The sequence below is a fragment of the Nocardia colli genome (genome assembly GCF_008704205.1).
Lineage (GTDB): Bacteria > Actinomycetota > Actinomycetes > Mycobacteriales > Mycobacteriaceae > Nocardia > Nocardia colli.
In genome coordinates this window covers 145389-164772 of record NZ_VXLC01000003.1, presented here as the reverse complement: position 1 = coordinate 164772, position 19384 = coordinate 145389, and the positions used below count along the sequence as shown (strand labels likewise).

The 19384-nt window shown below is 69.0% G+C and carries 10 protein-coding genes; 1 reads left to right on the top strand and 9 read right to left on the bottom strand.

Features of this window, described 5'->3' with window-relative positions:
- Nucleotides 1-2 precede the first annotated feature (2 nt).
- Entirely contained in the window at nt 3-1196 is a 1194-nt protein-coding gene (locus F3087_RS07745; RefSeq protein WP_150401162.1) for an ATP-grasp domain-containing protein, read from the bottom strand.
- Nucleotides 1197-1320: 124 nt separating this feature from the next.
- Here F3087_RS07745 and F3087_RS07740 point away from each other — a divergent pair, with 124 nt between their 5' ends.
- Nucleotides 1321-1956 carry a TetR/AcrR family transcriptional regulator gene (locus F3087_RS07740; protein ID WP_150401161.1) on the top strand — a complete coding sequence of 212 codons (636 nt, stop codon included), beginning with the start codon at nt 1321-1323 and terminating at the stop codon, nt 1954-1956.
- Here F3087_RS07740 and F3087_RS07735 read toward each other — a convergent pair.
- The 8 genes from F3087_RS07735 to F3087_RS07700 all read right to left on the bottom strand — a co-directional run bounded on the left by F3087_RS07735 (nt 1940) and on the right by F3087_RS07700 (nt 19018).
- Nucleotides 1940-3736 carry a fatty acyl-AMP ligase gene (locus F3087_RS07735; RefSeq protein ID WP_150401160.1) on the bottom strand — a complete coding sequence of 599 codons (1797 nt, stop codon included), beginning with the start codon at nt 3734-3736 and terminating at the stop codon, nt 1940-1942. The genes F3087_RS07740 and F3087_RS07735 overlap by 17 nt on opposite strands.
- The gene (locus tag F3087_RS07730; protein WP_150401159.1) at nt 3733-4536 is read right to left on the bottom strand and encodes a thioesterase II family protein; all 804 of its coding nucleotides are present in this window, start codon (nt 4534-4536) and stop codon (nt 3733-3735) included. Before F3087_RS07730 ends, F3087_RS07735 begins: the two co-directional genes overlap by 4 nt.
- Nucleotides 4537-4538: 2 nt before the next feature.
- Nucleotides 4539-5606, bottom strand: a complete 1068-nt coding sequence (locus F3087_RS07725) for an HAD-IIIC family phosphatase (RefSeq protein WP_150401158.1) — start codon at nt 5604-5606, stop codon at nt 4539-4541.
- A gap of 18 nt (nt 5607-5624) precedes the next feature.
- Nucleotides 5625-6794: an acyl-CoA dehydrogenase family protein gene (locus tag F3087_RS07720; RefSeq protein WP_150401157.1), complete on the bottom strand. Its 1170-nt coding sequence runs from the start codon at nt 6792-6794 to the stop codon at nt 5625-5627.
- Nucleotides 6791-7060 (bottom strand): acyl carrier protein, encoded by a 270-nt coding sequence (locus F3087_RS07715; RefSeq protein WP_150401156.1) that lies wholly within the window; start codon nt 7058-7060, stop codon nt 6791-6793. The genes F3087_RS07720 and F3087_RS07715 overlap by 4 nt, the downstream gene beginning before the upstream one ends.
- A gap of 45 nt (nt 7061-7105) precedes the next feature.
- Nucleotides 7106-7948, bottom strand: coding sequence for a 3-hydroxyacyl-CoA dehydrogenase family protein (locus F3087_RS07710; protein ID WP_150401155.1), 843 nt, complete (start codon nt 7946-7948; stop codon nt 7106-7108).
- Between the two features lie 71 nt (nt 7949-8019).
- Nucleotides 8020-9693 carry a beta-ketoacyl synthase N-terminal-like domain-containing protein gene (locus F3087_RS07705; protein WP_150401154.1) on the bottom strand — a complete coding sequence of 558 codons (1674 nt, stop codon included), beginning with the start codon at nt 9691-9693 and terminating at the stop codon, nt 8020-8022.
- The gene (locus tag F3087_RS07700; RefSeq protein WP_150401153.1) at nt 9686-19018 is read right to left on the bottom strand and encodes a type I polyketide synthase; all 9333 of its coding nucleotides are present in this window, start codon (nt 19016-19018) and stop codon (nt 9686-9688) included. The genes F3087_RS07705 and F3087_RS07700 overlap by 8 nt, the downstream gene beginning before the upstream one ends.
- Nucleotides 19019-19384: the final 366 nt, after the last annotated feature.

Below are 19384 nucleotides of genomic sequence, written 5' to 3'. Positions count from 1 at the left end.
TCCTAAGGGTGCGTCGGATCGGGGTCACGGCGGGCGGGCAGCACGGCGTAGTTGCGCACCGCCCTGGCGGCAAGCGTGTCGGCGAGGCGGGGGCGCAGCAGCAGACCGGACACGATCACGGCCAGCGGCAGCAGACTCAGCGGATCGGCCGGCGGGGTCAGGGCTTCGGTGCTGTCCCGGTAGGTTCCGCGCTTGGCCAGCGCCGCCTTGACCTCACCGAGCACCGCGCGCCGCCTACCCGTCGTGGCGGCGACGCCGAGACTGATCGCGGCCAGGCTGTGCGTGCGGACGCCGGGCCTGCCGACCTGCACACCATCGGGCAGGCTGTCCCCGCGCGCCAGCCGCACGGCCAGTACCGGAAGGTCGACGCCGCTGGCGGCCGCGTTGAACGGCTCGACCGTGCGCGGATTGCATTCGATGTATTGCGGCACGCCGTCCTCGTGGAAGTAATCCATGGTCAGCCCGCCGTGCCAGGCCAGCGCATCGCCGAGTAACGCGATGTGCTTGCGCGGCAACTCGTGATCGACGCTCACTCTGGCCGCCGCGCTGCCGCCGATCCCGGTCGCCCGCTGTTCGGAGGTGTGCACGGCGGCCAGTCGCCCGTGCTCGAACATCCCCTGCACCTGCGCGTACTCCCCGCGGGCGAACCGTTGCGCGAGCAGCGGACCGCGCCGCGCGAGATCCTGTGGCGCGCGGACCCGGCTGCGGTCGTCGGTCACCAGGCGCACGCCGTTGCCCGCCGTGCCGAACGCGGCCTTGACGTAGTACGGGTATTCGAAGGACTGCCGGTCCTCGGTCAGCCGCACCCAGTCCGGTTGCGGCAGGCCGAGATCGTCGGCGAGCCGGGCGAATTCGAGCTTGCTCGCGACGCGGGCCACGCTGGCCGCGGGCGAGATCGCCAATGGCAGGTCGGCCGGGAACAGCGAACGCCGGTCCGCGAACAACACGACATCCTCGTGCGTCGAGAGCACGGCATCGAACGCGCGATCCCGGGTCACCGCGGTGAGCGCCCGCGCGAATCCCTCCGGATCGGCGCCCGCGGCCGGGCCGCGGTGCACCCGCTCGAGCCATACGCTCCAGCGGCCGAGGGCAAAGGCACTGGCGGACAACGCTTCCAGGTGATAGCCCGCCGGGCCAAGCACGGACAGGAACTCGCGAGCGGTAAGACTGGAAACTTCGGTCAGTAGCACCCGCACCGGTGCTCCATTGCCCCGGACTGGTGTCGACATATGATCCCCATCTGACGTGTCGTGCGCTGGTGGTACGATTCTCGCCAGTATTCGATACCAATGAGTATCGACCGGCAGGAGGTTGGTGTCAATGCCACGACCGGAAATTCGGCGTCGGCTCAGTTCCGCGGAGATGCGGAGCCGGATTCTGGCCGCCGCGGCCGCCGAGTTCGCGCGCAACGGCTTCGACCGGACCAGCCTCGACGAGGTCGCCGCGGCCGCCGGCTTCACCAAAGGTGCGGTGTATTCCCGGTTTTCGAGCAAGGACGAGCTGTTCTTCGCGTTGCTCGAAGAGCAGGTCATCGGCCGGATCGCGGCGGCGAAGACCACGCTCGAGCGATCGATGGACGATGCCGGCGGTACGCACCCGGCCGCGGCGATCGGCCGGCAGATCAATGACGCGCTGGTCTCCGAGCAGGACTGGCAGATCCTGTTCGTCGAGTTCTGGTTGCGCGTGGTCCGCGATCCGCGGATCGCCGAGCAGTTCCGCGTGCTGCGCCGCCAGCTCCGGCAGACCATCGCCGACTTCGTCGAGGCGGAAGCGCGGCGGCGCAACCTGACCCTGCGGATCAGCCCCTATGAAATGGGGATCGTCGCGCTCGCGCTGTCGAACGGGTTGTCCATCGAGGAGATCCCCGACCAGGGCACAGTGCAGAACGATCTGTTCGGCCGAATCCTGCAGTTGGCCTGTGCCCCGGACGAGGAAGACGTCAACCCAGCTTCGTGAACCCGCCGCCGGTGTAGGTCGCCTTCGCCGCGTAGCGCTGCAACTTTCCGCTGGAGGTCAGCGGCAGCGTGCCGGCCTCGACGAGCACGACGTCGCTGGGCCGCAGCCCATGCTTCTCCCCGACCGCGGCCCGGACGGCCCGGTCGACCTCACCGGCTTGGACCTGCTTGACCCCAGCCGCATTGTCGTGGACGTCGTCCACGATCTGCCAGCCTCGATCGATCTCGGCCACCACCACGATTCCCGCGTTCACCGCGCCGTCGACCTGGAAGGCAACGCAACGGTCGAGCCGGAGCGCGTCGTGGCTGGCCATCACCGTCGCTTCGATGTCCGTCGGGTAGTGGTTATGCCCATCTACGATGATCAGATCCTTCAGCCGGCCGGTCACGTACAGCTCGTCGTCGAGCAGGAAGCCGAGATCGCCGGTCCGCAGGAAACTGCCGTCGCGGTCCGGAAGCCGGATACCGAACGACTCCGCCGACAGTTCCGGCGACTCCCAATAGCCTTGGCCGACACTGTCTCCGGCGATGCAGATCTCGCCGATCTGCCCGTCGGGCAGGGTGTGCAGTGTCTCGTGATCGACGATCGCCATGGTGAACCCGTCGTTGGTCCGGCCGCTCGACACGATCTCGCGCCCGTCGGCCTCGTCCGGCACGAAGCGGTGCGCCGCAAGCTGTTCCGGATCCGCCTTGCGCGTGCGCACGCCGCTGCCCAGCGGACCGCCGGTGACGAACAGGGTCGCCTCCGCGAGGCCATAGCACGGGAACAACGACCGCGCGTCCAGCCCGGCGGGCGCGAAGTGTGCGGCGAACTTGGCCATCGCGGCGGGCCGGATCGGCTCCGCGCCGCACAGCGCGATCTTCAGCTGCGACAGATCGAACTGGGCCACCCGCTCGGCCGAAACCCGCTGCACCGCAAGCGCGTAGGCGAAGTTCGGCGCGGCGGTGATCACCGCCTGATACTTGGCCAGGGCGGCGATCCAGCGGACCGGCTGCTGGACGAACGACAGCGGCGACATCTTGACAATGGTGGAGTCACTGAAGATCGGCTGCGTGACCGCGGAGAGCAGCCCCATGTCGTGGTAGGTCGGCAACCACGACACGCCCCAGCTCTGCCTGCCGAGTTCGGCGTTGTCCCGCACCAGCGCGTTGTTGCTCAGCACATTGTGGTGGGTGAGTACGACGCCCTTCGGCTGACCGGTGGAGCCCGAGGAGTATTGCAGGTAGGCCACCGAATCGGCGGCGATCACCGGCAACTCGATATCGGTCGCCGCGCTGCGGTCGATGGTATCGGTGGCGAGCGTCTCCAGTCCGGCGAACCCGTCGAATCCGGCCGGGATGGCGGCCAATTGGCCCGCGATGTCGGAGGTGGTGAGCATCAGCTGCGCGCCGGCGTTGGCCCGGATGGCGGCCAGCCGGGCCAGTGAGCTCTCCAGCTTGCTGATCTGCGGTGGCGCGACCGGCACCGCGATGATCCCGGCGTAGAGGCAACCGTAGAAGGCTTCGACGAAGTCCAGGCCGGGCGCGTACAGCAGCAGTGCCCGATCCCCCTGGCGCGCAACGGTACCGAGCCGGGCGGCGATGGCGCGTGCGGCGGTGTCGACCGCGGCGTAGGTCAGCGCCGAGGTCTCGTTCTCGCCGTCACCGAGGAAGATGAACCTGGTGTCGTCGGGTTGCCGCAGCGCCCTGGCGGTCAGCAGCTCGACCAGGGTAGTGGCGGCGGCGCAGTCCGGATCGTCGACTTGGCTTGCGCGGCCGGTATTTTGCAGTTCGATAGTCATTGCGTGGCACTCCTGGAGCAGTCGAGAGGTTCGGCGCGAGTGGCTTCGGTCCGAATCAGTTTGCGCGCGATATGGTCGAGCACACTTGCTCTTTGCGCGACGACGAAGAAATGGCCGCCCGCGACGAGCCGCACGCCGACCGGCCCGGCGGCGCAATCGCGCCACCCGGTCAGCTCGCTCGGCGCTACCTTCGGATCGGCGGTGCCGCCGAACACCGTGACCGGCAGGTCGAGCGGCGGCCCCGGCCGATATCGGTAGGTCTCGTTCACCGCGAAATCCGCACGCAGCAGCGTGAACAGGTTCGCCCGCAACGTCTCGTCCGCCAGAACCTGGTCGGGCGTTCCACCGAGACTCCGTACGACATCGGCGAATTCGGCCTCGTCCGCCTCGTGGATGAGCGGCTCCCGCGCGGGCACCTGCGGCGCCCGCCTGCCCGAGACGAACAGATGCACCGGTCTCGGGTGCCCCTCGGCGCACAGCCTGCGGGCCAGCTCGTAGGCGATGAGCGCGCCCATGCTGTGCCCGAACAGCGCGAACGGCGTCCGCCACTGCCCCGCCATCGCGTCGAGCAGGTCGTCGACCAACGGATGCACATCGTCGTACGGCCGGTCCCGGAACCGCATTTCCCGGCCCGGCGGTTGCAGCGGCACCACCGAGATCTCCGGCGGCAGCACGCGGCGCCATTCGAGGAACCCCGAGGCGCCCGCCCCCGCGTGCGGCAGGCAGTACAGCGTCACCTGTGCGGCCGGCGCCGGCGGCGCGGGATACGGCACCCACGGCGACGTCACGGCGGTCGACATCCCTACACCCCCGGGCCGGTGCTGAGCTTCAGGTACTCCGGCGGCTCGGGCGGCGCCGACAGCGGAGCACCGAGCACCTGCACGCCGTCGCGCTCGCCGAGCTCCTCGAAGCCCGCGAAACGGTAAGTGACGTACATGATCCGGTTGCGTCCCGTCGGCACGAACGCGGCGACCAGGCGAGCGCCGCTCTGCTGCGCCAGCCGCACAGTGTGATTGAGCAGCACCGTGCCCACCCCGCGCGACATCACCCGGCACGACATCAGCAGCAGCTCGAGTTTCCACTCACGCTCGCCCAATTCGACCGAGGCGAGCCCGATCTGGCCGTAGGAGCCGTAGACATCCTTCAACTCGGCCATCAGCAACAGGTGCCGATCCGAATCGCATCGATCGGCCAGCTCCTCCGCCGAATACATGATGCCGGTGGAATTCAGCTGATTCGTCCGGACCACCAGTTCCTCGGCGCGACCGAGATCCTTGCGCTGCGCCCGGCTGATGGTGAACTCCATGCCCAGGGTGGCCAGGAACTTCTCGCTGTTCCCGGTGAATTCCTCCTCGGCCTTGGTCCGGTCGATGCTCGCGAGGTACATGGCCCGGCGGGCGGCGGAATCCTCGGTGATGTACTTCGGCGTGAATTCCGGCCGCGCCGCGAGCTCGCCGGCGTGCACCGCGTCGATGCACAGCACGCCGGGGTGCGCGAACGCGACCTCCTCGCGCTCGAACGGCTGATCGTCGATGAAGGCCAGCGCGTCGATGCCGATATTCAGCGACGTCGCGATCTTGGCCACCGACTCGGACTTGGCGTCCCAGCCGATCTGTGGATACAGGAAGTATTGGGCGACACCGAGTTCGGTGAGCTTGGCCATCGTGGTGTCGTGGTCGTTGCGGCTCGCGACCGAGTGCAGGATCCCCCGCTGGTCCAGCGTGACGATCGTCTCGACCACCTCCGGCCGCAGCCGCACCCGGTCGCCGTCCTCGAGCAGGATTCCCTCCCACAGGGTGTGGTCCAGGTCCCACACCACGCATTTGATCGTCGACGTGCGCGTCGACTCCGGTGCGCTCTGTGCACTCATCCGGCTGTCCTTTGCGAGTTAGTGTTCATCGATCGGAACGATGCGGCCCCGGTTCTGGCACGCGTCGGCGGAAATGAGCACATGCTGCATCTGCGTGCTGCCCTCGATGATTTCCATGACCTTCGCGTCACGCAGGTAGCGGGCGACGGGGTAGGCGTCGCTGCACCCGAGCGCGCCGTGCAGTTGCACCGCGTCGTTCGCGGCGGCCACCGCGCTGGTCGCCGAAAACTGCTTGGCGATGCAGGTGGCCATGATGGTGTCCGGGTCGCCCTGTTCCTTCAGCAGCCCCGCCTGCCAGACCAGCAGCCTGGCCGCCCTGGTATTGGTCGCCATGGTCGAGATCATCTGCTGGATCAGCTGATGCTCACGCAGCAAAGACCCGCCTTGCGTGCGCGAATTCGCATAGCTCACACAGGCTTCCAGGCACGCCTGCAAGATGCCGACCGAGCCCGCGGCGACGCTGAACCGGCCGATGTCGAGCACATTCGTGGCGAGCGCGAGTCCCATCCCCTCGGCGCCGAGTAGCGCTTCGGGGCCGACGTAGCAGTCCTCGAAGGTGATCTCGGCCAATTGGCTGCCACGCGTGCCCATGATCTCCGGCACGGCGATCTGGTGCAGCCCGGGCTGATCCGCCGACACGAAGAACGCGGACGGCCCCCTGTCGGTGCGAGCGAAGACCAAGAAGACGTCGGCCAGCTGACCGCCGGTGACCCACAGCTTGTGCCCGTTGAGCAGATACCCGTCGCCGTCGCGGGTGGCGAAGGTGCTCAGCGCGGTGAAGTCACTGCCCGCGTCCGGTTCGGTCAGGCAGAACGCACCGAGGCGCTTACCGGAAACCATTGCCGCGGACCACTGTTCACGCAGCGCCGGGCCGCCCCAGCGGTCCAGCGCGTACAGGGCCATGCTGTGCACGGTGAGCAGGCTGCGCATCGAGGAGCAGCCGCGGCCGACCTCCTCGTGCAATTCGCCGAATGCGGTCATGCCCCGGCCGGTGCCGCCGGCCCGCTCGGGCAGCACCGCGCCCCAAAACCCTTGTGCGCCGAACTCGTTCAGCACGTCGGCACGGACCCGGCTGGCCCGGTCGAACTCGGCGGCGTGCGGCACGACGACGCGGTCGACCACGGCGCGGAAGCTCGCCCGGGTGTGCCGTTCGGCCAGGTCCGGCTCGAAGCCGGCGACCAGGGTCATGCCGACCTCTCGGCCGGCGTCGCGGTCCGGGCCAGCAGCCGGGAGACCAGCGCGGTCATCGAGTCGATCGTGCGGAAATTGTCCAGCCGGACCTCGTCGTTCGGGATGCGGTCGCCGATGTTCTTCTCGATGAACATGACCAGTTCCATCGCGAACAGCGAATTGACGAAACCACTTTCGAAGATGTCCCGGTCGTCGGCGATCATGCCGTCGGGAAAGCGGCGGGCGGTGAAGTTACGAATTTCCGTGCGTGCGTCGGTAAACATGATGCGATCTCCCTGTTGTTTCGTTCGGTAGTGGCGTCCAATAGCTCAGGAGTAGGTGTAGAAACCCTGACCGGTCTTCCGTCCGTGCAACCCCGCGTAGACCATCTTTCTCAGGAGCGGGCATGGCCGGTATTTGCTGTCGGCATAGAACTCGTACAACCCTTCGATGCTCAGAAGTATTGTGTCCAGACCGATCAGGTCGGCGGTCTCCAGCGGACCGGAGGCATGGCCGAAGCAGGACCGGAAGATCTCGTCGACGTCCGCGGCCGAGGCGACGTCGTCCTGCAACAGGAAGATGGCCTCGTTGACGGTGAGCATCAGCACCCGGTTGGACACGAAGCCGGGCATGTCCTTCACCACGATGCCGTGTTTCTCCATGCTGCTCAACAGGTTCCCGGCGACCTCGATGGTCGCCTCGGACGTGTGGAAGCCCCGGATGACCTCGACGGTCGACTTCATCGGCACCGGGTTCATGAAATGCATGCCGACCACCCGATCCGGGCGGCCGGTCAGCGACGCGAGCTTGGTGATCGGGATGCACGAGGTGTTCGCGGCGAACACCGTTTCCGGCGCGCACACCCGATCCAGTTCCGGATATACCTTCGCCTTCAGGTCCCAGTTCTCGGTGATGTTCTCGATGACGAATTCCGCGGAGCCGAGCAGCTCCACATCCGTGGTGTAGGTGACCTTTTCGGTCATGTCGCCGAATCGGTCGGTCTCCTTGCCGAAGAGCCGTCCGGTGCGATAGAACCGCGCCACTTCTTCTTCGGCCTTGGCGAGCTGGTCCGGTGAATTGTCCACCAGCACCACTTCCAGGCCGTGTGCCGCGAGATCCTGTGCGAGACCGGTGCCCATGATGCCGGCACCGACAACTCCGATTTGTTTCATACCTGCTGCTTTCGATCGAGTAGGCGCCATTGCCGAAATGGATTGATGTCGACCGGCGCGCGGCCGGCTGGTTACAGTGCGAAACTGGTGCGTTCGAACGGATAGGTGGGCACCGGGATTCGGCGCGCGGCGCCGTTCCCGGCCACGTTGCCCAGGGTGCCGCCGGCGACCCAGTCGGCCCCTGCGGCGGCCAACCGCGACCGAGTGGCGTCGTCGGCAACGACGGTCGCCGAATCATCGAGAGCGGACAGCAACTCGCGATGGTTCGCCGCGACCACGGCTCGCCGGTAGCGGAATTCCGGCCGGCCGGCCCGCAGCGTGTGGGCGAGGTCGCCGATCGATGTCGTCGGTCGCTGCTGCACCCAGTTGTGCAGTCGTTCAGTCATTTTCGTCAGTGCGTCGGGCGTACGGGCGGACAGCACGACCAACTCCGGCTCGCCGGTCGGCAACCCTGCCGGTACCGCGGGCGGCTCTTGCAGCACGACGTGCGCGTTCACCCCGCCGAGGCCGAACGAGCTCACCCCGGCCCGGCGCGGCCCGTCCCCCTTCCACTCCCCGCCCTGCGCGGAGACCGCGAGGTTCGCGCACGCCCGCAGGGCCGAGTTGGGCGCGCGGAAGTTCGGTTGCGGGACCAGACGACCGTGCTCGAGCATCAGCGCGGCCTTGATCAGGCCGACGATGCCGGATGCCGCGTCCAGATGACCGACATTCGCGGCGACCGCGCCGACGAAACACGGCTGCGCCGCCTTCGCCGAGCCGAATATCTTTGCCAGCGAAGCGATTTCGACCTCGTCGCCCAGCTTGGTCCCCATCGCGTGCGCCTCCAGGTAGCCGAGGCTGCCGGCCGGCACGTCGGCGTTGGCGAGCGCCTCGGCGACGACCGCCGTCTTGCCCGCGACGCCGGGCGCGGTGTAGGAGGCCCGGCGCGATCCGTCGGTATTGGTGGCCGAGCCGAGGATCAGGGCGTGCACGTGGTCGCCGTCGCGGATGGCGTCCGCGGCGCGCTTGAGCACCACGGCGGCCACCGCGTTGCCGACGATCGATCCGTCCGCGCCGACGTCCAGGGCCCGGCATACCCCGCTCGGCGAACTCACGCCGGGATAGGTGATCGCCTGCGGGAACTTCACCGCCGCCGCGCCCGCGACGGCGAGATCACACTCGCCGGACAGCAGGCTTTGCGCGGCCTGATGCACCGCGACCAGTGAACTCGACGAGAAGGTCCGCACCGTCATCGCCGGACCGCGCAGGTTCAGTTTGTAGGCCACCCACGAGGTCAGCGAGTCGCAGTCGTTCGCCACGGTGATCGGCATCAACCCGTGCTCGGCGACCAGGTCCGGTCGCTGAGCCAGCAGGCCGAGCAGATAGGTCGGAAAGCACGATCCGGCGAAGAGCCCGGTCGGGACCCCGGAGTTGCCCGGGTCGTAGCCCGCGGATTCCAGTGCCGTCCAGACACATTCGAGGAACAGCCGATGCTGCGGATCGGTGATCAGTGCCTCCGCCGGATCGACCCCGAAGAACGCGGCGTCGAAGCACTCCGCGTCGCCGAGGACGCTCGCGGTGACCGGTCCGGCCCCGTTCGCCCCGGCCGCGCGCAGCACGGCCGCCGACGGACTGTGCTGCCGGATCGCCGTCCGGCCCTGTTGCAGGTTCTGCCAGAACGTGTCGACATCCTCCGCGTCGGGGAACCGGCCCGCCATGCCGACGATCGCGACGGCGAACGGCGGCGGCTCGACGCGGCTATCCATTGCGCCGTCGATTCATCAATGCCTCCCGGCGCAGCGCGCCCCGGTCATTGCCTGCGCCGACCTCTTCGGCGGAGCCGTCCCCCGCGTCGTCGATGAACTCGGCGAGATCGGCGATGGTCGGCGCCTCGTACAGCACGTGCGGCGGCAGCGCGGGCAGCTTCAGCCGGCTGCGCATCGTCGTCACCAGGTCGACGCCGAGCAGCGAGTTGCCGCCCAGTTCGAAGAAGTTGTCGTGCACGCCGACCTCCAGCAGCCCGAGCGCGTCCTGCCAGATCTCCGCGATGGCGCGGGTCAGGTCCGTGTCCGGGGCCACCAGCGGCATGCCCAGATCCGGTCGCGGATGCTTCTCCCCGCGCGGCCGCCCGCTGGCGCCGGCCAGGGTGGCCACGGTCAGCGCCGCGGTCACCGCGACCAGGGTGTTCATCTCCTGGGTGGACACCGAGACCTGTGGCTCGTCCAGCGCGAGGACGCGCAGGATCGACTCCCACCCGTCATCGAAGTCGATGCCGATCCGGGCCCGGTTCGCGCGCAGGAATTCGATTGCGCCCGAGTCGAGTCCGGCCAGCGCGTCGTCCCAGCCGTTCCACTGCCAGTCGCCCCAGTCGATCGAGATCACCCGATACGCGTCGCTGCTCGCGTGGGCGACCGCGTCGAGATAGGCGTTTGCCGCGCAGTAGTCGATCTGGCCGGGGCCGCCGCCGGTGAGCGCGGCGATCGAGGAGAACAGCAGCAGGAAGTCCAGGTCGATGCCGGTGAGCACGTCGCGCAGCACGTCCGTGCCCGCGACCTTGGCGGCGAACACCTCGGCGATCTGCTCGTCGGTCTTGAACTGCATCAGCCCCTGACCCGGCCGGCCCGCGGCGTGCAGGACGCCGTCGATGTGCCCGAATCTGGCCAGCGTCTCGTCGACGACCCTGCGCATGTCCGCCCGGTCCGACACGTCGGCGGACAGCACCAGCACTTCCGCGCCCGCCCCGACCAGCGCACGCACCTCGAGAATGCGCCGGCCGAGTTCGACCGGGGTGTCCTGGTCGGCCAGCAGGTCGTCCCAGGTGGATTCGTCCGGCAGACCGGTGCGGCCGACAAGCACGAGCCGCGCCCGGACGTGTTCGGCGAGCCGGTGCGCCATGGCGAGTCCGACGCCGCCGAGGCCGCCGGTGATCAGGTATACGCCGCGCTCGCTCAGGACCTGTTCGGGCGCGGGGACGGTGGGCGGGACGAGCTGTTCGAAGTGCGGGGTCAGCCGGCGGCGTCCGCGCAGCGCGACCTGGGAATCGGCGGTGGCGGTGCACAATTCGCGCAGCACCAGGTCGGCGTTCGGCTCGCCGGCGCCGATGTCGATATGGCGCACGCGCACCGCCGGATACTCCAGCGGAATCACCTTGAGCGGACCGGTGACCATGGCCTGGTAGGGATCCACCCGGTCGGCGTCCGTGGCATCGAACGCCCCCGTGGTGACGATGTCCAGGCCGACGTCCCCGAGGCCGGTCTCCGCGACCGCCTTCGCCAGGGCCAGCAGGCTGTGGAAGGACGAGTTCACGTCGGCGGGCGTGCCGTCCTCGGTGCCCGACCACAGGTGCACGATCCGTTGCGGGACCGAACCTTCGGCGACCAGTTCGGACAGCAGCGCGAGATAGTCCGGGGTCGAACCCGGCTCGACGGTGAACGAACCGTCCTCGGCCCGGGCGAACTCCACGCCCGCCGTCACCGACACCACGGATCCGCCTGCGGCGGTGATCGACTCGGCCAGTTCCATGGCACGCACGGAGACATCGGTGAGCAGCAGCCAGGTGCCGTCCACGCGAGCCCGCTCCGCGGTGGTCGGCGCGGACTGGTGCCAGGCGGGGATGGCGAACCATTCGTCGGCCGATCGGCGGCCCAGGGTGGCGAGGGCGCGGGCCGGATCGCGGGCGACGTCGTCGGCGCTGATGCCGTTGTCCCGCGCCGCGCCGGCCGGGCGTTCCTCGATCCAGTAGCGCTGCCGCTGGAAGGCGTACGTGGGCAACGCAATTCGCCGACGCGGCGCGTCGTGCACCGACTGCCAGTCGATCGCGACACCGTTGACCCACAGCGCCGCCAGCGTCTCGGCCAGCCGCGCCGTGCCGGTCGCGGGTTCGGCCTGGGCCGGTGCGGTGGCGACGATCATTCGCCGCCGTTCCGCCGGGCATCGCTCGGCGATCAGCGCGCCGATGGAGCCGGCCGGTCCGACCTCGAGCAGGATGCGTTCCGGCTCGGCCAGGATCTCGTCGGCGGCCGCGATGACCGCGACCGGTCCGCGGACATGTCCCGCCCAGTATTCCGGGTCGATGAGGTCCCGCGCGGTGATCCCGGTTCCGGTGACCGTCGAGACGCAGCGAACGGTGGGCTCGACCGGATTCAGCTGCCGGACAGCCCATTCGGCGAGGCCGCGGGCGACTCCGTCGAGTGCCGCCTCGGCGCCGGCCGCGTCGAGCAGGCGGGCGCGTTCGATCACCAGCGCCAGCGCGTCCGGCAACGGCAGCATGCCGGCCAGGCACATCGCCACCAGCTCGCCGATCTCCCGGCCGAGCATGACCTGAGGTCGCAGGCCCCACGCCGAAAGCTGCTGGGCGAGTGCGAATTCCGCGACGAACGCCGAGACGTGCGGCAACGCGCTCGGCGATACGTCGCCCGCGGTGCGTGATCGGTCGACGTCGAGCAGCACGTCGCGAATATCGTGGCCGGTCAACGGTTTCACCAGATCCGCGCAGGCGTCCACCGTCTTCGCGAAGACGCCGCCATCGGCATAGAGATCGGCGACGGCATCCAGTCGGATGCCCTCGACCCCCGCGAACAGGAAGCCGATCGGCCGATTGTTGGACCGATCGCGGTTGTCCACCAACCGATCCGACGGAGCCGCGTCGAGCACGTCGAGCGCGTCCAGCCGATCGGCGACCACCACCGCCCGGCGATGCTCGAAGCGCTCCCGCCCGACCTGCAAGGTGTAGGCGACATCGGCCAGGGACTGCTCCGGATGCTCGTTCATGTGCGCGCGCAGATTCTTCGTCGCGGCGTCGAGCGCCAGCTTGGTGCGGGCCGAGAGCACGAGCACGTTCGGCCGGCCGTCGTCGATCGAATGCTGTTGCACCGGAGGCTGTTCCACCACCACGTGCGCGTTGGTGCCGCCCATACCCAGCGAGTTCACCCCGGCCCGGCGGGGCAGCCCGGCCGGCTGCCACGGCGTCGAGGCGGTGCTCACATAGAACGGGCTGCGCTCGAAATCGATCTCCGGGTTCGGCGATTCGTAGTGCAGCGACGCCGGAATGATGCCGTCGCGCACCGCGAGTGCGGCCTTGATCAGCCCGGTCGAGCCGGCCGCCCGGTCCAGGTGACCGATGTTGGTCTTCACCGATCCGATCGCGCAGTACTGCTTGCGTTCGGTATCGCCGAACGCGCGGGTGAGCGCGGCCACCTCGATCGGGTCGCCCAATTCCGTTGCGGTGCCGTGTGCCTCGATCAGGCCGACGGTGTTCGCGTCGACGCCCGCGACGCTCAGCGCCTTGGCCACCACCTCGGCCTGGCCCTTGATGCTCGGCGCGGTGAAGCCGACCTTCTGCGACCCGTCGTTGTTGATCGCCGATCCCTTGATCACCGCAGTGATCGAATCGCCGTCCGCCAGTGCGTCGGAGAGCCGCTTGAGCACCAGCACCGAGGCGCCGTCGCCGAAGAGCGCGCCCTTGGCCTTCGCGTCGAAGGTGCGGATGTGCCCGTCGGGGCTTTCCATCCCGCCCTCTTGGAAGAGATGACCGACCTTGTCCGGCACCCGGACCGAGACGCCGCCCGCGACCGCCATGTCGCACTCGCCGCCGATGAGGCTGCGGCAGGCCAGGTGCACCGCGACCAGGCCGGTGGAGCAGAACGTCTGCACCGAGACGGCGGGCCCGCGCAGGTTGAGCTTGTACGACGCCGCGGTGGTGAGCGAGTCCTTGTCGTTGCTGATCACCAACTGGTAGTCGTTGATCATGTCGATGATGTCGGGATCCTGCGAAATCCGGCGCAGCAGATAGGTACTGATATTCGCGCCGCCGAAGACGCCGACCGGCTTGCCGATCGAACGGGGCGCGTACCCCGCGTTCTCCAGCGACTCCCAGACGACCTCGAGGAACAGCCGCTGCTGCGGATCGGTCAGCCGGGCGTCGAACGGCGTGAAGCCGAAGAACTCGGCATCGAAATCCTCGATGTTGTCCAGCACCGGACGGGCGCGGACGTAACCGGGCTGGTTGACCACCTCGGCGGGCACGCCCGCCTCGATCAGCTCCTCCGGACTGAAGAAACTGATCGACTCGACGCCGTCACGCACGTTCTGCCAGAACTCGTCGACCGAGTTCGCGCCCGGGAAGCGGCCGCCCATGCCGATGATGGCGATGTCCTCGACCAGCATGCCGCCGCGGCGAACGAGACCGTCGGACACCGGAACCGGCGCAGTGGCGACCGTAACCTCCGGCAGCGGCTGCTCCGGAGCGTCCGGCAGAAGATAGTCGGCCATGTCGGCCACGGTCGGCGCTTCGAACAGCGCCAGCGTCGGCACCGTGACGCCGAACTCCTTCTGGATGGAGTTCACCAGTTGCAGGCCGACCAGCGAATTGCCGCCGAGTTCGAAGAAGTTGTCGTACAGGTCGACCTGTTCGACACCGAGCGCCGTCTGCCACAGCGCGGCCAGCCTGCGCTGGTACTCCTGCACCCCGACGGTCTCACCGGTGAAAGCCTTCGGGCGATCGGCCGATTCGGCGTCGACGGGCCCGGCGGGACGGTGCTCGCCCAACTGCGGCATACCGTCGAACGGGTCGCGGCCGGGCACCCAGGCGGCGATCCGGCTGGTCAGTTCGCCCGCCGAGACGATCACCCGGCTCGGCGCACCGGCCAGCAGCCGGTCCAGCGTCGCCAGACCCTGCTCGGTGGTCATCGAGTAGCGATTGAGCGAATCACCCACGCCCGCAACGGCTTCGCTCGCAGTGGTGGCCTGCCAGGTGTCCCAGCACGCCGACCGCCACGCGGCCGGGACCGGCAGATCCGCGGTCTCGACGAACCGGTCCTGGAACGCGTTGGCCGCCGCGTAGGCGGTGAAGCCGAGGCCGCCGAGGATGGCCGACATCGACGACATCAGCAGCACGAACTCGAGGTCCTCGTAGCCCGCCAAAGCTTCGGCCAGGGCGACGGTGCCGTGGACCTTCGGGCCGAAATGCGGCGCGATCAGTTCGGGGGTCAGCGTGTTCGCGGTCGCGAAGGTTTCCGGACTGGTGAGCCCGGCCGCGTGCACGACACCGTTGATCGACCCGAACTGTTCCGCGGCCCGCTCCAGTGCGGCGCGCAGGGCCTCGGGGTCGCCGAGATCCGCGGCGAGCACGAGGATTCCGGCGCCGGTCGCGGCCAGTTCGGCGACGACCCGCCCGCGTTCCGCGTCCTGCGACCCGGGCGCCGGATCGGCCGGGAGCCCGGTGCGGCCGAGCAGCACCACGTTGACGTCCGGCTGGGCGCCGACGATGTGCCGCGCCAGTTGCAGACCGATCTTGCCGAGTCCACCGGTGATCACATACGTGCCGCCGGCCCGGAATCCGAGCGGTCGGGCCGGAAGCGCCGCGGGACGGAAGCGCTTGACGCAGCGTTTCGCGGCGCGATAGGCCACCGAGGTCGCCGTGCCCGGCCAGCGCAGCTCGCTCAGCAGTTGCACGGCGAACAGGTCCCATTCGGCGCCGTCGTCGGCGGACGGCTCCAGGTCTACCGTGCGCACGGACAGGCCCGGGTATTCCTGCGGCAGCGTGAGCGCGGGGCCCTGGATCGTCGCCTTGCCGGGGTGCAACTGATCGTCGCCGTCGACGATCTCGGCGTAATCCGTCACCACGATCAGGCGGACACCATGAATCACCTTGCTGCCCAGCGCGTTTCCGAGCGCGACGATGCTGTCGAAACCGATCCGCTGATGCTCGGCCACGCGCTCGGGCGAGCGCGGGTCCGGGCAGGGTCCGGTGACCGACCAGAGGTGGGTGACGACCCGCGGCAGCGCGCCGTCGTCGCCCAGCGCATCCAGCAGTCGCACATAGTCGCCGGGTTCGTCGCGGCGGATCTCGTAGGTCGAGTCGTTGAGCTTGTTGAAGGCGGCGCCGGGAACGACCGTGACCACCCGGGTGGACGGCGCCAGCACGCGGCGCATCCGATCGGCCAGCCGGATCCCCGGGCCCTGCTGATCGGCGAAGATCAGCTGCGGCCCGGCGACGCTGCCGCCGGTCGGCAGCTCCGGCTCCCAATACGGTTGCAGGACCGCGAATCCGGTGTCCGAACTCGGTTGCCTCGGGGCGGCCGCGCGCTCGACCTCGCGCCCGGCCGCCGCATCCGGCCAGTACTCCACGTGCTCGAACGGGTAGGTCGGCAGGTGCACGATGCTGCCCTCGGCCCGCCAGTCGACCGGCACGCCACGGGTCCACATCCGGCCGGTGGTGCGGGCGATCAGCGCGGGCTCGGGCTCTTTCATCGCCGCCGCGCGCAGCGTCGGCAGCACCATGGTGCTGTCCGCGTGGCCGGTCAGCGACTGGCGCACGAGGCTGCCGGTCTGGCCGGCGCCGAGGTCGAGGACGACGCCGGGGTGGCCGCTCGCGAGGGTCCGGATGCCGTCGGTGAACCGGACCGTGGAGCACATGTGGTCCACCCAGTAACCGGGATCCTGCGCCTGCTCCGCGGTCATCCAGGTGCCGGTGACATTCGAGATCAGCGGCAGCGCAGGCGCTTTCAGCTCGAGCTCGGCGAGCATCGCGGTGCAGCGGTCACGCAGCGGCCGCAGCAGGTGCGAATGCATGGCCCGGCTCGTCGGCACCCGGCGGCAGACGATCTCCTCGGCGGCGAGCACCGCCTCGAACCGGGCGATCGCGGCCTCGCGTCCGGCTACCACGAAGGCCGACGGGCTGTTCACCGCGGCCAGTGACAGCTCGGAGTTCAGGTGACCGGAAAGGCGCTCGACATTGTCGCCGACGGTGAGCATCACGCCCGGCTCCGATTCGGCGACCAGCTGTGCGCGCCGAATGACCAAGGGCACCACGGCTTCCAGCGCGAAGACGCCGGCGACACAGGCGGCCGCGTACTCGCCGAGGCTGTAACCGATCAGGGCCGCCGGCTCGATGCCGCGACTGCGCCACATCTGCGCCGCGGCGTAGTCCAGCGCGAACACCGCGGCGTGCGCGAGGTCGGTGCGGCTGGTCAGGGGCGAATCGGCGCCGGAGCCGCCGCGCCCGAAGGCGGACAGCAGATCCGACTGGTCCGCGTCGGCCTGCGCGAACAGCACCGTCCGGAAGTCGGTGCCGAGCAGCGGGATCGCCAGTTCGGCGCAGGCGTCGAGGGCGGCCCGGAAACTGGCGTCGGTGTCGTAGAGCCCGCGGCCCATGCCGACGAACTGGTCGCCGGTTCCGGGGAACACGAAGCTCACCTCGGCGGTCTCGCCACGCTGCACCAGCGCGGTCGGCACCTTCGTGCCGACGCCGTCGAGCTGGTTCGCGGCCTCCGCGATCGATCGGAACGCCACGGCGGTTCGATGCTCGAGCGCGCTGCGCCCGAACTGCGCGGTGTAGGCGAGCTCGGCCGGTGCGATATCCCCTTGCGTCCGAAGATGATTCGCCAGCGCCTTCGCACTCGCGGCCAGCGCGGTCGGGGTGCGCGCCGAGAGGGGCATGACATGCCACTGCTCCGGTGCTGAATCAGCCAGTGCCGGTTGCGGTTCGGGTGGCGCTTCGAGAACTATGTGCGCGTTCGTCCCGGACCAGCCGAACGAGCTGACGCCTGCGATCGGGGCCGTGTCACGTGACGGCCAGGCCGTCGGCACGTCCGGTAGCCGGACCGGCGCCGCGACCCAGTCGATCGACGGATTCCGTTCGTGCAGATGCAGATTCGGCGGAATCATCCGGTTACCGAGGGCCAGAATCGTCTTGATCAGGCCCGCCATTCCGGCGGCGCCGGTGAGGTGACCGACATTAGTTTTCACCGCGCCCACCGCCAACGGACCCGACGCCCGCTCGGTGCCGCCGAAAACCTCAGTGAGGCTGCCGATTTCGATGGCATCGCCGAGCGGCGTGCCCGAGCCGTGCGCCTCGACGAAGTCCACCTCGTCCGGCCGGACGCCCGCGCGGCGCTGGGCCGCGCGAATGACGTCGACCTGGGCGGCGCCGTTCGGCGCGGTGAGCCCGTTGCTCATCCCGTCCTGATTGACCGCCGACCCGCGCAGGATGGCATGGACCTGATGATTGTGCAGCCGTGCGGTACTCAGGCGTTCGACCACCACCGCGCCGCAACCCTCGCCGATCAGGAATCCGTCGGCCGCGGCGTCGAAGGTCTTGCAGCGTCCGTCGACCGCCAGCATGCGCATCTTGCACGCCTGCCGGAACATGTCCGGATGCACGATGGCGCTGACGCCGGCCACGATCGCGCGGTCGCACTCGCCATTGCGCACGCTCGCCATCGCGAGATGCAGCGCGACCAGCGACGACGAGCAGGCGGTGTCCAGCACCAGGCTCGGGCCGCGCAGGTCGAGCAGGTAGGAGACCCGCCCGGCCAGCACGCTGGGCGAGGTGCCGAGCCCGACGTAGGGGTCGTCCAACATGGCCGGTCCGCCACGGTCGGTCAGCACGTTCGTGTACTGGCTCGTCGCCATCATGCCGACGAACACGCCGGTGCGGCTGCCGCGGATCCGGTCCGCCGGAATGCCCGCGTCCTCGAGCGCCGACCACGCCACCTCTAGCAGCATGCGCTGCTGCGGATCCAGCCGAAGCGCTTCGCGCGGTGAGATGCCGAAGAACTTCGCGTCGAAGCCCGCGATGTCGTCGATGAACGCGCCGCGGGTGGTGTACGCGGTGCCCGGCGCATAGGGATCGGGGTCGTAGAACGACTGCGCGTCCCAGCGCTGCACGGGCACCTCGGCACTGGCGTCGACGCCGTCGAGCAGGTTCTGCCAGAACTGCGCCGGCGTGTTCGCGCCGCCGGGAAAGCGGCAGGCCAGGCCCGCGACGCAGAGCGGATCATCGACGTGATCGGACGTTTCGTCGGGCGCCTCCAGCCCGGGCTGAACCTCGGGAGCCCGGTGCGGATCGGCCAGCGCGCGGGCGAGCTGACCGATCGATGGATGCTCGTACAGCAGCGTCTCGGGGAGCTTGCGGCCCAGTATCTCCTCCAGCTCACCGGACAGGCCGACCACGTCGGCGGACGTGAGACCGTATGTGGCAAAGCTGGTTTCGGTGTCGACAGCGGTGGCGTCGACGACCATGATCTCAGCGACCCGGCCGATCAGCCAGATCCGGATTCGCTGCTCTACCGATGACCCGTTTTCCTGCATTTGGCGCACGCTTCAGCCCTTGCTCAGACGGAGGGAAGTCCCGGGATTCGAGCATCTTCGACCGACTTACCCCTGGATGAGTGGAAAGCTAGCACCGGTCCCGAGACCCCGCAATACCGGTGAGTATTGAATACTCGTAAGTATGACCCTACGTCAGGGTGGGGTTTTCCGCCTGCGGAATCCGTTGGCGGCGAACGGGTGCGAGCACAGCCGAGGCCGTGCGATCAGACCCCGACGAGGCCGGCAGCAAGCGTGGTCCGCAACCCTGCGGACGCGGTCGCGCCGCCGCGTTCGACTCCCTCGGCGCTCCCTCGAATCACACCACGGCGCTGCGGGTTCTGCTTACTACCAACCGCCCGGTTGCTT

Excerpts from the sequence above, each read along its gene's own strand:
- F3087_RS07740 (WP_150401161.1), top strand. The coding sequence starts at position 1,321 with ATGCCACGACCGGAAATTCGGCGTCGGCTCAGTTCCGCGGAGATGCGG.
- F3087_RS07735 (WP_150401160.1), bottom strand. The coding sequence starts at position 3,736 with ATGACTATCGAACTGCAAAATACCGGCCGCGCAAGCCAAGTCGACGAT.
- F3087_RS07730 (WP_150401159.1), bottom strand. The coding sequence starts at position 4,536 with ATGTCGACCGCCGTGACGTCGCCGTGGGTGCCGTATCCCGCGCCGCCG.
- F3087_RS07725 (WP_150401158.1), bottom strand. The coding sequence starts at position 5,606 with ATGAGTGCACAGAGCGCACCGGAGTCGACGCGCACGTCGACGATCAAA.
- F3087_RS07720 (WP_150401157.1), bottom strand. The coding sequence starts at position 6,794 with ATGACCCTGGTCGCCGGCTTCGAGCCGGACCTGGCCGAACGGCACACC.
- F3087_RS07715 (WP_150401156.1), bottom strand. The coding sequence starts at position 7,060 with ATGTTTACCGACGCACGCACGGAAATTCGTAACTTCACCGCCCGCCGC.
- F3087_RS07710 (WP_150401155.1), bottom strand. The coding sequence starts at position 7,948 with ATGAAACAAATCGGAGTTGTCGGTGCCGGCATCATGGGCACCGGTCTC.
- F3087_RS07705 (WP_150401154.1), bottom strand. The coding sequence starts at position 9,693 with ATGGATAGCCGCGTCGAGCCGCCGCCGTTCGCCGTCGCGATCGTCGGC.
- F3087_RS07700 (WP_150401153.1), bottom strand. The coding sequence starts at position 19,018 with ATGCAGGAAAACGGGTCATCGGTAGAGCAGCGAATCCGGATCTGGCTG.